The organism is Aestuarium sp., from assembly GCF_023253315.1.
In the GTDB taxonomy this organism is placed as follows: domain Bacteria; phylum Pseudomonadota; class Alphaproteobacteria; order Rhodobacterales; family Rhodobacteraceae; genus Marivivens; species Marivivens donghaensis.
In genome coordinates this window covers 95,827-109,989 of sequence record NZ_JALRGW010000001.1, presented here as the reverse complement: position 1 = coordinate 109,989, position 14,163 = coordinate 95,827, and the positions used below count along the sequence as shown (strand labels likewise).

The following is a 14,163-nucleotide window of genomic DNA, read 5'->3' as shown; positions in this document are numbered from 1 at the left end:
GATCGGGGACAGAGGGTAAACAATGAGCACGAACTACACGATTGGCGCACTTTGGATGGAAGGCGCCCTGAGTTTTCTGGAACAACTTTGTTTGAAGTCCTTTGTCGATGCGGGGCATCGCGTGGTGCTTTACCACTACGGCCCGCTGCAAAACGTCCCCGAGGGGATCGAGTTGGCAGATGCCAACGACATTATGTCTCGCGACAATTTCCTGACCCACGAACGCACAGGCAGCCCTGCGCTGCATTCTGATCTGTTCCGCTATAAGATGCTGAAAATGCAGCGGAATATGATTTGGGCGGATACTGACGCCTATTGCATGAAGAAGTTCGAAACCCCGAACGGCCACTTCTACGGGTGGGAATCGAAAACCCACGTGAACGGCGGTGTTCTGGGCCTCCCGCATGACAGCGATACGCTCAACGCGCTGTTGGACTTCACCTCGGACGAATTCGCGATCCCGACCTATTACGGCCCCGACTACGTGGCTGAGTTGGAACAGAAACGCGCCGATGGAAACCCCGTTCATGCCAGCGAACAGCCTTGGGGCGTGTGGGGGCCGCATGCGGTCACGCATTTCCTGCATGAAACAGGCGAAGTGAAATATGCCCTGCCACAAGAGGGGCTTTATCCGTTCACGTTCAAAGACCGCCGTCTGATGCTGCGCCGTAACTTTGATACCACGGGCTATATCACGGAAAACACGTTCTCGGTGCACCTCTACGGGCGTCGTATGCGGGCGCGTTTGGTTGAGAAAGAAGGCGGCGCACCGCACCCCAAGAGCCTCTTGGGCAAGCTGCTGATCAAACACGGGATCGACCCTGAAAAGGCCCCGATCATCCGCAAACCAAAACCCGAAGAGAAACAAGCCGTGGAGCCAGTGAAAGTGTCGAAACCCGTTGCAACGCCAGCACCGACGGCTATGGCGGCGCCGATCCCAGCATCAGCGAAATATGGTCGTGGGCAGTTGAACCTCACGGATATGGCGGATGCCTATGGGTCGGATAAAGGGTCGACCAAACACCGCTACACGGAACTCTATCAAATGCTGTTCCAGCCGCATCGTGACCGCGCGATCAACTTCCTTGAGATGGGATTGCAGATCGGTGGGCCAGAGCATGGGAAGAGCGAAGACCGCAAGACCACCGACCTTCCGTCCGTGCGGATGTGGCTCGAGTATTTCCCGAAGGCGAAGATCACGGGCCTCGATATTTCGGACTTTAGCTGGTTCGAAAATGAGCGCTTTAACTTTGTACGCTGTGACATGGACAAGCGTGAGAATATCGTTGAGGCAACGAAGGACCTGCCAGAGTTCGATATCATCATCGACGATGCCAGCCATGCCTCGCACCACCAGCAATACGCCTTTATAGAGCTGTTCCCGAAATTGAAATCGGGCGGGCTCTATATCATCGAAGACCTGCGTTGGCAGCCTGAACCCTATGAACGCCCCGGTATCACAAAGACCGCGGATTTCATCCAAGGCTACCTACGGGATGGTGTGTTCACCCACGAGGACGCCAGCATCGCCGAAGGGTTCAACGCCCAGCGGATCGATATTTCGGGCTGTTTCATGTTCCAAGCGCTCTTTGACAAAAAGCGCAAAGATCAGGTCGCGGTCTTCCACAAGCGTTAAGCCGCGACGCTGACCCCTTTGAGAACTGCTTTGAGCGCGTTCTGGTCCATGTTCAGGATCAGGACGCGTTCTGTTTTACAGGTGATCGCAACGTCATCACCGATCTGGTCAAGGGTCACAGGCGCGATGGGGGCCCAATCTGATAGGTCGAGGATGGTCGTCGCGCTGACGCCTTCGATGGTTTGGGGCAGGGCGGTGCGTTCGATAACGACGGTATTCGCCCCGTCGCCAAGGATCACGCGGTTCGTGCCACCGTCGATGATGACGCGGTTGTCACCTGCGCCTGTGTCGATGATGTTCGATCCCGCACCCGAATAGATCGTGTCGTTGCCTTTGCCGCCGTAAATCGTCGCGCAGCCTTGGCCGCCGTGGATCAGGTTGTTGCCCGCGATGGCATGGATCGTGGCAAGGCCCGTGCCGCCATAGATTTCCGCGTCCGAGGCGCCCGCTTTGACCATCGAACTTCCCGACCCGAGCCGTGCAATCAGGCTGTCCGATTGGGTTTCAATGTGGTCATGACCCGCACCGCCCACCACGTCGAGGGTAAAGCGGTTATGCCCTCCAAAGATATAAATCCGATTGCCTTCGTCATTGCAGGCCACGCGGAAATGGGTCACGCCGCCGTTGGTGTCAGAGGCAAAGAGCAGTTCCTTTAACCCTGGGGCCAGTGTCAGCGTGCCGTTCTCGGCCAAGGTCGCAAAGTGTTTACGGTGACCCGGGTCGACGTGATCAGGCAGGGCATCGCCCACGGTGATGATCCCATCAGAGGGGAGGCGGTCAGGCTGAGCGCCGCCCTTATGGACCGACACATAATGCGCGGCCTCGGTCGCGGATTTCCCATCCTCAACGATCAGCACGCCATAGTCGCGGCAGGTGTCGATGAGCGCCTTATGCATCCCGTCATAGGCTGGGTCTTTGCCCGCGACGTTCGTTGTGAGCCACGGATCACTATGGACGTTGTGAAACTCGGAACTGCCGTCTTGATACAGGGTGATCCGATGGTCGCCTTTGCGGATCGACGCGCTGCCATACCAGAAGGTCGGCACCGCGCGGTCCGTGTCGCGGGTGCCTGACACCACATTGCGGAGCGACTGTCCGACCGAATGTTCCATCGGCCGTGCCCCCGCATAGTCGAGGATCGTCGGCCCCATATCCACCAGCGCCACAGGATCATCGACCATCTGGCCCTGCGATTGTGGGTCATGGATGATAAAGGGGATACGGGTCGCTTCTTCCCACAGTGTGAATTTACGGAACCTGTTCTTATCGCCCATGTGGTAGCCGTGGTCGGAAAAGATCACGACGACGGTGTTGTCCGCATGGGGCGAGGCCTTGAGTGCGTCCCAGACCCGTCCGATCTGATAATCGACATGGCTGAAGGCCGAGAAATAATTGCGGATCGACTTCTGCCAATCCTCGATCGCCTCTTGGGTATCCATGTTTTCGGACATGAACACATTGGTAAAGGCGGACAGATCAAACCCCTGCGCCCATTCGTTGGGGCGGATGAAATCATCCATGTTATACAGCTCTTTGAACCGCACAGGGGTACGGAACGGCGGGTGCGGATGGTGAAACCCGACTTCGCGATAAAACGGCTGGTCACTGTCGTAGGCATTCAGGAAACGGATCGCGTCTTGGGACGATCTGTAATCGTAATACTGACGGTCCTCTTTGGCGTTCGTTGTGCCGCCGCCGCCCATGCGCCCACCGAAATTGATGAACTCGGCCTCGGGTTTTGGGCCAAAGTGCACGCGGCGGCTGGGGTGGGAATAGAGCGTGTTGTGGATGTCAGGCGGGAGCGGCTTGTATCCGTGGTGGATTTTGCCAGCGGTCGAACAGTAGTAGCCGTCTTGTTTCAGGCGGAACTGCCACATCTGTTCGGGGCGGAGCACCTCAAAGATGTTGGTGTAGTTGTCGAAAATCCCCGTCTCATAGGGGGACAGGCCCGACATTGCGCTCGCACGGGACGGGCCGCAGACGGGGATCTGGCAATAAGCCGCGGTAAAAGCCGAAGAGACCTCGCATATCCGGTCGAGGTTTGGCGTCTGAAGCTGTGCGCCAAAGCAGGATTTGAACCGCCAAAAGGCAAAGGCATCGTCCATGCCGATCAACAGGATATTCTTGCGGTCGGTCATCCGTCTTTGGCCTCTACCAGTTTCACCCGCCCAGAGAGGGCGTAGCGGTGCAAGACGGACTTTGGATCAGACACGCTCTGCGCCTGCCAACCGTCCCGAAGTGCACCTGTATTTGCAGGGTAGGGGTTATCGTCCGTTGCGGTCATGCCCCATGCGTAGGTCAGATAGGCGTCTTTCGTCGGGCGAGCCTTGTCACAGGTCAAGGTGACGGTGGTTCCTGTGACTTCTTTGACCTTGGGCATGATGATGTCATCGCCATCATGGATGCGGAACCCGTGGTCGCCGTCCTCTAGGATCAGGTCCGACATCGCGGTGAACTCTGCTGTGATCTCCGATCCACGGATCAGCGCATAGCGCAGCGACGGACACCGCCATTCGCGTCCTTGCTGCACCTCGGCCACCGCTCGCGCCTCTAGTTCATCGACCAGCATTTGTGCGCTGCCGTCCAGCGTCGCGGGCATCCCGTCCATCAGGGCAAAGGGATACGTGGGTGTCGCAACGATGAACCCCGTTGCAGGATTGTCGAGGTCGAGCATCCCTTCTGCTAATGCAACCGTCGACCGTCCATCGGTCCGCGTGCCAAAGGTTTGGCTGATCACTACCTTTGGGAAACTCTTCTGTCCCGTAACCGTTGGGATCGCCCGCTGGAGCGCCCGCGCCGTATGCACATAATGGCTCGCTGCCTCAGCCTGTGTCGTGTCTGGGGCCCCTGTGAGCAGGCGCAGAGAGATACGATCGACAAAGAGCGTCTTATCCCAGCCCTCAACCGCATCAACGGCGGTCGAGAGCCCGTCCTCTAGCCTGTCAAAGAGAGGGCCGTCAGGCATGGCCTCGGTCATTGTGACGCCCGCCTTTAGGACGTCAGTCGCAATAACAGTGCGCAGGCCGCGTTTGTGGGCGTCCTTTACCAGATTGGTCGCGATCCCCATAGCGCGGGCGCCCGCCGTGCGGCCAGTGCCGTTCAGTTGGACGTCAACCACATGGTAGCGGAAATCCTGCGGGGTTGGTCGATCCGAACTGGGTGCGCCACCAAAGGCGATATGCCCCAGAACCACCTCTGGCGTCTGGGCGAGGGTGATACCGCCGCGTTCTTCGAACCCGATGACGCGGTCGGCGTAGCGGTCGGACATATAGCGTATGACGCCATCACGCTCTTCGATCATCCATGCGTTCCCACCGGGGTGGCGGATACTGCTGGGCGTTGATCGTGCGGCGACGGTTTTGGGTTTTGTCTTTGCCTCTACTGTGACGACAGGGACAGGGTCGGAGGAGGTTTTGGGATCACCCGCAGCAGTCGCCGCGGCGGCAAGTTTGCGACGACGGGCGCGGAACGAATGCTGGAGCACAGGAACACGGTGGTCTTTGCCGCGTGCGATCAGGTGCGCTTCCATGACTTTGCGATAGAGCAGCAGGTCCTTGCGATTGCGGATCATGCTGTAGAAATCCTGCTGGGTCAGCGTCCCTGTGAGGGCCTTTTCCATGACAGGTTTCAGCATTTCCATGCGGCGCAAGAGAACCGCTGTCTTGTGTCCCAGACCAAAGCCCTTGAGCGGGATGATCTTATCGCTCTTCAGCCGTTCAACCTGTTTGCGGTCGTTTTCGAGGAAGTGATCGTAGAGGACGTAAATCTTCTGCGCTTTAGAGATCGTCTTGGCTGCGTCGGAATAGGGCAGGGTCCAGTCAAAGCCCTGTGCCTTAGTGAACCGATTTTCCCATGGCACCTTTTTCAGATCGAGTGTCGATTGAGGGCTGAGCGCCATCACAATCGAACCAGGGGCGTGGTTCGAATAGGCGAGGGCAGCAAACCCGCCCATAGAGGTGCCCGTAAAGGTCACGGATTTGAAACGCGCAAAGAACTTGCGATCCCTTAGGTCGTCAAAGAATTCGTTCACCCGTGCATCGCGATACCATGATGGACCGCGCGAATAGATACCGAGGTGGGACCAACCGTGGTCTTGAACGAACTTCGCCGCCCAAGGCTGCACATCAAGGTAGGGGTTCCCTGCGTCAGAGAGGTTGTCAAAGGACACGATCAACCGATCAGAGCCGCGATCCACAAACGACGCTGCGTGGTAGCCCATCTTTTGGTAGAAACCGTCAGAGGGGCCCGCAGGGAAAATCTCGCGATACCAATTGGGGACGCGGTTATGGTCGTCGTCGCTCACGTGGTGGCCTCTTTCATCCTGCGTTAATGCTACTGAACCCGTGGTCGCGGGTGTCGATCAGCGGCTTATTGGTGGTGTAGCCCGTGATCATCGGCAAATCTTTGGACCCGTCGAGTATGCGGTAAATGTTTTTCAGTGCCCGAACGTCGTGCCAAGGCTGGAGCCGTTTGTGGCACATCATGCTCAGCTGCCAATCGAAAGCCCCCAGAACGCCGACCTTGAGCCACATATCGGCAAGGCGTGCCGCCATTGCACCCGTTACCAGATAGCCGTCACCGCCCCAACCGGGGTCTTGGGGCTTCCATTGTTCAGGATCGGGATAAAGACCCGCATCGACATTGGCCAACTCTACATCACGAGAGGGCAAGTTCTGGATTGTCGCATCACAGGAACGACGATTGATAAAGACCAGTTCGGCACCGACCTCACGCGCTGCCGTGATCGTCGCGGTCATCCCTCGAGGCGCGCCAAACATGAAACGGGCGTCGTCCTCAATGATAAGGGCATAGTCGTTTGGCCCAATATCACGGGCGACCATTTCCCATGCTTTCATATGCGAGAGGCTACAGCCAATTTCTGCATCGGTGATCATAGAGCGGTCGCCACGGGTGACGCTGGTCTTGATCCCCTCAGGGAGGGTGCGGCCAAGTATGCCTTCGACCACGTGATAGGGGCTGCCATAGTCCGTGAAATGCCGCGTGGTCGCGAGGCGACGATGATCCGCAGGCAGAGAAATACAGTAGACAGGCACCTCGCACGGACCCGTTGACAGACGGTCAGCCTGTGCGCTGCGGGGCTGACGATCGGCCAGTTGTGGGAAATGTGTCCGCAGCCAATCAAGCTGACCGGCCTCAATCAAAATCCGCACCAGTTTGTGGGCTTGTTGGCGGTTGTGTTGGATCACATCGCCCAAGGACCGTTTGATCGTCTGGATGCCTTTGCCTGGAAAGCCCGCAATGAAGAACTGATCGATGAGCAGCAGTTTCGCGCCAACCGAGTTAGGCTCACTCCGCGCCAATTGTCCCGCATAGCGCAGGGCGTCGTCGAAACGGCGCAGATAGTTGAGGGAGGCCACATAAGGAACATGAACGTGGGTCGGATCATATCTCCGCACGAGGGCGGTCCGAACCTTGTCCAGTGCGTCGCCCGTCTGAAAGGCCGCCGTCATCCTTAGGCACATAGAGATCCGAAAGCCCAGATCCTCCAGCCCGTCACAGTCGTCATGGATCAATTGTTGGCGTAGCGCGGGATACATATCCTGCCCACGTTGCCAGACATGACGCGAGAACGGATTGACCTTGCGCAGCCGCTCGGCCGAGGGGGCATTGGTCTGGGACGCTTCGGTCATAATAGGGCCTTTGGTTCAAAACGGAACGGTCGTGTCATCACCTATGCCCTCTTACGCGAACGAATGGCGCGCTCTGACCCTGTCGCCCTCTACATAATTGACGAATATCATATAATTTTGATCATCCCTCAAGATTGTTTCTGAAATTAGCGCCAAACTTAAAAGTGGAGATTTGCGGCGCATCAACAGGTTAGACTTATTCCCTAAACGGCATTGGACCGTTATGGGTATAGGGAGCCGTCGAAGAAACAGGTCCGAATTGATGTCCATCCTCGCCGTCACCTGCGTAAAGAACGAAGCCCCTTATTTGTTAGAGTGGCTGTCGCATCACCGTGCGCTGGGCGTCGACCATTTCCTCGTGTTTTCGAACGACTGCGAGGACGGGACGGATGTGATGCTCGACCAACTGGCGCGGGCAGGGTGGGTGACCCATGTGCGCCACAGCCAGCAGGGCAAAAAGACGATCCAATGGCAGGCGCTGCGGACGGCCTATGGGCGTCCCGATTATTCGGCTGCGGAATGGGTGCTGTTCTTTGACGTGGACGAATTCATCGCGCTCGACCCCACGGTGCCTGATCTGAATGCGCTGCTCGATCGGGACATGGATGCAATGATCCTGCCGTGGCGGTTGTTCGGCAATGGGGGGCAAAGCAGCTTTACGGATGCGCCCGTGACCGAACGGTTCACGACGGCGGCGACCCGAACCATTCCTGTGCCCCTAGGACATTTCTTTAAGACGATCTATCGCCGTTCGGTGTTTGGTGAGATGGGCGTGCATCGTCCCAAATCGCTCGCCAATGGCACCGCGCGCTGGGCCGATGCAGCGGGGGAGCCATTGCCCGACGCGATTGCGCAGATGCCGAACCGCATCAACAGCTTTGGTCATGTCCCAGCTAAGCCCTTGGTTCAGTTGAACCATTATTCGGTGCGGTCCGTTGCGGAATATGTGCTGAAAACACGGCGAGGGTTGCCCAATAAGATGCACCTCGACCTTGGCCTGAAATACTGGGTGTCCCGCAATTGGAACACGGTCGAGGATTGGGCGATCAGCCACCATGCGCCCGCCACCCGTGCGATGCGGGCAGAGATCGAAACCGACGCGTTGCGCGATCTGCACCAAAAGGCCGTTGCATGGCATCACGAGCGGTTCGCGCAGGTGATGACCGAGGCAGAGACTGTTGATCTCTATTGGCAACTTCAGCTTGCAGGATCGTCCCATGAACCCGATCCTGACACCGCCCGCAGCTATTTTGCCTTTTTGCAGGCTGTCCGTCGGCAAGAGGGGGCCTAAGGGCGCGGATTGGGCTTGACCTCAGACGCGCTTGCGCTTTGTTACAGGGCAGCGAACAGTAACCAGACCAAGAGGATTTCTCTGATGGCATTTCAACTTCCCGATCTTCCCTACGCACATGACGCTCTTGCCGCCAAAGGCATGTCGGCAGAAACGCTGGAATATCACCACGACCTGCACCACAACGCATACGTCACCAACGGTAACGCAGCGATCGCAGGCACCGAGTGGGAGGGTAAAACCCTCGAAGAGATCATCGTAGGCACCTACAACAAAACCGCAGTTGCCCAGAACGGTATCTTCAACAACATCTCGCAGCTCTGGAACCACAACCAGTTCTGGGAAATGATGGGACCGGGTTCGTCGGCAATGCCGTCCGAGCTGGAAAAAGCTCTCGTTGAATCCTTTGGTTCGGTTGACGAATTCAAGTCGCAGTTCTCTGCTGCAGGCGCAGGTCAGTTCGGCTCTGGCTGGTGCTGGCTGGTGAAAGACACCGACGGTGGCCTCAAAGTGACCAAAACTGAAAATGGCGTGAACCCGCTGTGCTTTGGTCAGACCGCTCTGTTGGGTTGCGACGTGTGGGAACACTCCTACTACATCGACTTCCGCAACAAGCGTCCGGCCTATCTGACCAACTTCCTCGACAACCTCGTGAACTGGGAAAACGTGGCATCGCGCCTCTGATTTCAGGCACTTACGACGATTGGTTTGGGCGCGAAAGGATACTTTCGCGCCTTTTCCTTTTTTAAGCGCGCGGTGCGCTAACAGAACAGAAGACTACGCCGTTTGTGACGCAAAGACCTGTGACAAAGAACGGCATTATGAAAAAAACTCTCCGCAAGTGGTTCCTCAGCTGGCAGACGATCAGCATCTACATGTTGGTCGGTGGCGCGCCATTGTTTTTGGCTGTGGTCTTTTCGGGTATCCTTGGCCTCCAGCGCCTGAATGAGGTGCGCGACGTTGATCGTCTTGAAGTTGTTGTTGAGACCGTAGAGCAAACCAGCGATCTGGTTCTTGAGCTGCAGAAAGAACGGTGGTTGAGCGTTCAGTACCTTGAGGGGGAAGGCCCCATCGGCAAACAGGAGCTGATGGCACAACACGCTCTCGTCGATGCTGGCCTTCAGGACTTTGCTGATGCAGGCAGCATGTGGTCAGATATTGAACTGTCGCGAATGCTGCTTGATCTCTCGGAAGAAATCAAATTCTTTCAAGAACTTAGAGGTGGTGTCGAGCAGCGCAACGTCACAACGGACGCAGTGATTGAACAATACTCGGGTATCAACAAGAGCCTGATCAATATTGCCGATCACGTCTCTGGCGCGTTGAGCAGCGGTGAGACCTCGCTTATTCTCGAGTCTTTGAATAATTTTCTGCGGGCCCAAGAAGCAGCCAACGATGAAAAGGCAGCGGCGCTGCGGGTTTTTTCGAAGCGGACAATGGTCGGGGATGATCTGCGTCGTCTGATCGAATTGCGGACAATGGTGGATATCGGTCTGAACCATTTGACGCTATCGCCGTTCCCCGCATTTGCGGAGCACGGTCGCTCGATTTTGGCCTCGCCAGAGTATCAGGCTGTTACCGAAATTGAGAAACAGGCGGTTCACGGGGATTTCTCGATTTCCGTCTCAGACGTTAGTGCAGCTTACGATGCAAGCTTGGCAATGATGGAACATCATATCCAAGAAACATGGGATCTTTTGGATGTCGTTATCGTAGAGTCCAAAGCAGAGGCGACAAAGAACCTATTTCTTGTGACCGCAATCTCGGTCCTGCTGATCGCCTTTGTGGCCCACCTGATCTACATGATGGCACGCACCGTTCAGGAGGTCTTGGGTGAGGTCGTTGGTAGTGCTTTGCAGATGATTGATGGCAATCTGGACGTGACTTTCCCGAAGGTCGGCAACAACGGCATTTCAACACTTATCAAATCGGTTGAAATTTTCCGCAACACGATCCGCGATACCCGCGATGCGGATGCCGTTCGCGCGCAGCAAGAAAAACAGCGTTTGAACGAACTGGTCGCCCGCACAGAGCAGTCCAAGGCGCGGTCCGAACGGATTTCGAACGACCTTGAGAGCACGGCGCAAACCGTTGAAGAGCTTGCGAATTCCGTGTCGTCGTCGCTCAAGACAACTGAGATGGCGAACACATTTGCCAATGAGATGCAGCTGAGCGCGAACGAGGGCAACACCGTCGTTCAGAACGCGATTGCGGCGATGGAACGGATCCGTGCGGCCTCGGACAAGATCACGTCGATCATTAAGATCATTGATGAAATAGCATTCCAAACGAACCTGCTCGCGCTGAACGCACGGGTAGAGGCCGCGCGCGCGGGTCATGTGGGTCGCGGTTTTGCAGTGGTCGCAACCGAGGTTCAGCAGCTTGCAGCACGCTCTGCCCGCGCAGCGAGCGATGTCTCTGAATTGATCGAACAATCCGCAAGCGAGGTCCGCAAAGGTGCCTCTATCGTGGAAACCAGTGGCGTCACCTTGGCCGAGATTGCCTATGGCGCGACAGAGATCGCTGGCCTGATCGACACGATCACAGAGATGAGCCGCCAACAGTCGCGGTCGCTCAATGAAATCAGCGCGGCGACGGGGCGTCTGGACGACGAAATGCAAGGGCTGGCACGGGAATTTACCCAAGCCTAACCGCGTCCCCAGCACGGGCTCTTGTCTTTGGCGAACGGCTGTGACCTAAACAGTCCAACGTTCACCAAAGGCAGCCATCATGACCGAAGCAGTCAAAGGGATCGTCGCGCTCGTTGTCGCGGCGATTGTTTGGGGATTGTCGTCCCTCTATTACGCACAGCTTCGCCATTTGCCGCCTCTCGAAGTGCTTTGCTATCGGTCGCTCTGGTCGCTCTTGTTCTTCGCCGTCATCCTGACGTTTCAGGGGCGTTTGGGCCAGTTGCGCGGCGCGTTGGGTACACCTCGGAAATTCGGTGTGATCTTCTTGGCAGCCTCACTGATTGGGGCCAATTGGTTCGGGTTCATCTTTGCGATCAAATTCGGCTACGCGGTTGAGGCCTCAATGGGCTATTACATCTTCCCGCTGGTCGTGGTGATGCTCGGCCGCTTTGTGCTGGGGGAAAGCCTGTCTAATTGGCAATGGGGCGCTGTGGCTCTCGCGGCCTTTGCGGTGTTGATCTTGGCCGTGGGGCTGGGGGTTCCGCCGTGGATCGCGCTCGGGTTGGCGTTCACTTTTGGCGGTTATGGGTTGGTGAAAAAACAGCTCGACCTTGGGCCGGTTTTGTCCGTGACCGCAGAGGTGCTGACGCTCGCGCCATTTGCGCTGACCTATCTGTTCCTCTTTGGCACACCAGATAAGGATTGGGGCACACAAATCTTGCTCGCGCTCTCTGGCCCGCTTACGGCCTCACCGCTGATCTTTTTCGCCTACGGGACGCGGCGGGTGCGGCTCTCTACGGTTGGTATCTTGCAATACGTGAACCCGACGCTTCAGTTCGTCGTGGCCACAACCGTATTCCTAGAGCCGTTCACCCTCTGGCACGGCATAGCATTCCCAATGATCTGGGTTGCGCTCGTCCTTTATTCGGTCGCGGCCATCCGTCAGGACAGGGCGTCCCGCAGAGCCGTTTCCAGCGCTGTCGTATCCTCGACCACAGTCACATAAGACCGCAGCGTTTCACCTGCGAAGCCTTCGTCCACGATATGGTCGAGCAGGTCGACGAGCTTTTGCCAGTAGCCCTCAACATTGACGAGGAAGATGGGTTTGCAGTGCAGACCCAGTTGCCGCCATGTCAGAACCTCGAAAAACTCATCGAGCGACCCGCCGCCACCTGGCAGAACGACAATCGCATCGGCGTTCATAAAGAGGATCTTTTTGCGCTCGTGCATGGTTTCGGTGACGACATAGCTGTCGAGGTCACGTTTGCCGACTTCCCATTTGACGAGGTGTTCGGGGATGACGCCAAAGGTCATACCGCCCGCTGACTGGGTCGCCCGTGCGACAGTACCCATCAGGCCCACATCGCCCGCGCCGTAGACCAGACGCCAGCCATTCGCGGCCAACATCGTGCCCGTATCAACGGCGGATTGTTCATAAGACGGGCGGTTGCCCGACCGTGACCCACAGTAAACGCAGACTGATTTCATCGTGGCCCCCAAAATAGCCATTAGATAGCTTTGACCCTGAATAGGGCGGTTGATATGGTCCAACAACCCTTGATCAAGAGGGGCGGCAATTTGCTGCTGGGGAAGGAACACGAGTGACGACAAAATCTAGTCAGGGGACAATGGTCCTCGGGGGTGTGGTTGTAGTAGCTGCAATTGCGCTAGGGGCTTATTTCATTGGGCAAGGCTCCGACGGGGCGGAAACTGCAACACCTGCTAATCTGGCCGAGGTGCCCGCGGTTGCCACAGAAGCAGCGCCTGAACCAGCATCCGCAGCAGAGCCATCACCTGTTGTCGAAATCACCCGTGCTGCGCCGATCTTTGACACTGTTCGGGTCGAAGCGGACGGCACAGCCGTGATTGCAGGGCAATTTGACGGTGGTGGCGCGGTAGAACTGCGCCTTGATGGTGAGGTGATTGAACGGATTGAGGCGGGCGCTGACGGTGCCTTTGCCGCGTTCCTGACGATTGCTCCGTCTGATCAGCCGCGCGTGCTGTCGCTGGTCGGTGATCCCGATGGCGATGCGATTGAGGCGGCAGAGACTGTGATCATCGCACCGTTCGGTATGGCAGAGCCTGAGATGGCTGAGGGTGTTGCTGACGAGGCTCCTGCTGAAGATGTTGTGACCGAGGACACTGCGGAAGTCGCGGTCGCTGAGGCCAACACAGAGGTTGCTGAAGCGCCAGATACCACAGAACCTGTTCAAGACGCAGAGCCCGTCGTTGCAGCTGTAGAAGCCGCAACAGAGGAAACTGCTACCGAACCAGTCGTTCAAGAGGAGGTTCAGGTCGCAACCGCGGCAGAGCCGACAATAGCCGCAGAACCCGCAAGCGAACCCGCTGCCGAAGCTGAACCTGTCGAAGCTGCACCCGCTGCTGAACCAGCCGCAGAACCTGCACCTGCTGCCGCTCCGCAACTCCTCGTCGCGGATGCAGAGGGTGTGCGTGTCTTGGCGGATGGGGCCGCACTTGAGGCGCTGACGCTCGACACGATCACCTATGACGACAATGGTGAGGTCAAACTGGCGGGCCGTGCCACGGGCGAGGGCTTTGTTCAGGCTTATCTGAATGGCGCCTCTGTCGGCACCGCAACGATCCAAGCGGACGGTTCTTGGCAAATTGACCTCGTCGGCGTTGAACCTAGCGTTTACACCCTGCGACTGGACGAAGTGTCCGCTCAGGGCGAAGTTGTCAGCCGTATGGAAACCCCGTTCAAACGCGAAGTCGCGACCGAAGTGGCAGCGACCATGGCGGATCAAGTGACCGAGGAAACCCGCGCTGCGGTCCGCACGGTTCAGCCCGGCAATACCCTCTGGGCGATTGCGTCGGACACCTATGGGGACGGCATTAAATATGTCTACGTCTACGAGGCCAACCGCGATCTGATCCGCGATCCTGACCTGATCTACCCCGGACAGGTTTTCGTCCTGCCCGAGATTAGCGAGTAAC

Annotated in this window: 10 protein-coding genes; 6 read left to right on the top strand and 4 right to left on the bottom strand. The window is 57.3% G+C overall.

Annotation, left to right across the window (positions count from 1 at the left end):
* Positions 1–22: 22 nt before the first annotated feature.
* Positions 23–1,636: a hypothetical protein gene (locus tag AC1QQ2_RS00580; protein WP_479711679.1), complete on the top strand. Its 1,614-nt coding sequence runs from the start codon at positions 23–25 to the stop codon at positions 1,634–1,636.
* On the opposite strand, the gene AC1QQ2_RS00575 is transcribed toward AC1QQ2_RS00580, so the two are convergent.
* The 3 genes from AC1QQ2_RS00575 to AC1QQ2_RS00565 are packed head-to-tail and all read right to left on the bottom strand — an operon-like array spanning position 1,633 to position 7,287.
* Positions 1,633–3,774, bottom strand: a complete 2,142-nt coding sequence (locus AC1QQ2_RS00575; protein WP_479711678.1) for a sulfatase-like hydrolase/transferase — start codon at positions 3,772–3,774, stop codon at positions 1,633–1,635. The two genes, AC1QQ2_RS00580 and AC1QQ2_RS00575, sit on opposite strands and share 4 nt — an antisense overlap.
* Positions 3,771–5,939 (bottom strand): hypothetical protein, encoded by a 2,169-nt coding sequence (locus AC1QQ2_RS00570; RefSeq protein WP_479711677.1) that lies wholly within the window; start codon positions 5,937–5,939, stop codon positions 3,771–3,773. The genes AC1QQ2_RS00575 and AC1QQ2_RS00570 overlap by 4 nt, the downstream gene beginning before the upstream one ends.
* A gap of 13 nt (positions 5,940–5,952) precedes the next feature.
* Positions 5,953–7,287: a glycosyltransferase family 25 protein gene (locus tag AC1QQ2_RS00565; RefSeq protein ID WP_479711676.1), complete on the bottom strand. Its 1,335-nt coding sequence runs from the start codon at positions 7,285–7,287 to the stop codon at positions 5,953–5,955.
* A gap of 262 nt (positions 7,288–7,549) precedes the next feature.
* Between AC1QQ2_RS00565 and AC1QQ2_RS00560 the strand changes: the two genes are divergently transcribed.
* From AC1QQ2_RS00560 to rarD, 4 genes are all read left to right on the top strand, one after another.
* On the top strand, positions 7,550–8,578 hold the full coding sequence (locus tag AC1QQ2_RS00560) for a glycosyltransferase family 2 protein (protein ID WP_479711675.1): 1,029 nt from the start codon (positions 7,550–7,552) through the stop codon (positions 8,576–8,578).
* A gap of 84 nt (positions 8,579–8,662) precedes the next feature.
* Complete coding sequence (locus AC1QQ2_RS00555; protein ID WP_067545794.1) at positions 8,663–9,262, top strand: superoxide dismutase; 600 nt, start codon at positions 8,663–8,665, stop codon at positions 9,260–9,262.
* A 137-nt stretch (positions 9,263–9,399) separates the two neighbouring features.
* Entirely contained in the window at positions 9,400–11,229 is a 1,830-nt protein-coding gene (locus AC1QQ2_RS00550) for a methyl-accepting chemotaxis protein (protein WP_479711674.1), read from the top strand.
* A 79-nt stretch (positions 11,230–11,308) separates the two neighbouring features.
* Complete coding sequence (gene rarD / locus AC1QQ2_RS00545; RefSeq protein WP_105234813.1) at positions 11,309–12,214, top strand: EamA family transporter RarD; 906 nt, start codon at positions 11,309–11,311, stop codon at positions 12,212–12,214.
* Here the strand turns inward: rarD and AC1QQ2_RS00540 are convergent.
* A complete protein-coding gene (locus AC1QQ2_RS00540) occupies positions 12,151–12,696 on the bottom strand; it encodes an LOG family protein (protein WP_479711673.1) in 546 nt (181 codons plus the stop codon). The two genes, rarD and AC1QQ2_RS00540, sit on opposite strands and share 64 nt — an antisense overlap.
* 113 nt (positions 12,697–12,809) lie before the next feature.
* Between AC1QQ2_RS00540 and AC1QQ2_RS00535 the strand changes: the two genes are divergently transcribed.
* Positions 12,810–14,162 carry a LysM peptidoglycan-binding domain-containing protein gene (locus AC1QQ2_RS00535; protein WP_479711672.1) on the top strand — a complete coding sequence of 451 codons (1,353 nt, stop codon included), beginning with the start codon at positions 12,810–12,812 and terminating at the stop codon, positions 14,160–14,162.
* The last annotated feature ends 1 nt before the right edge of the window (position 14,163 follow it).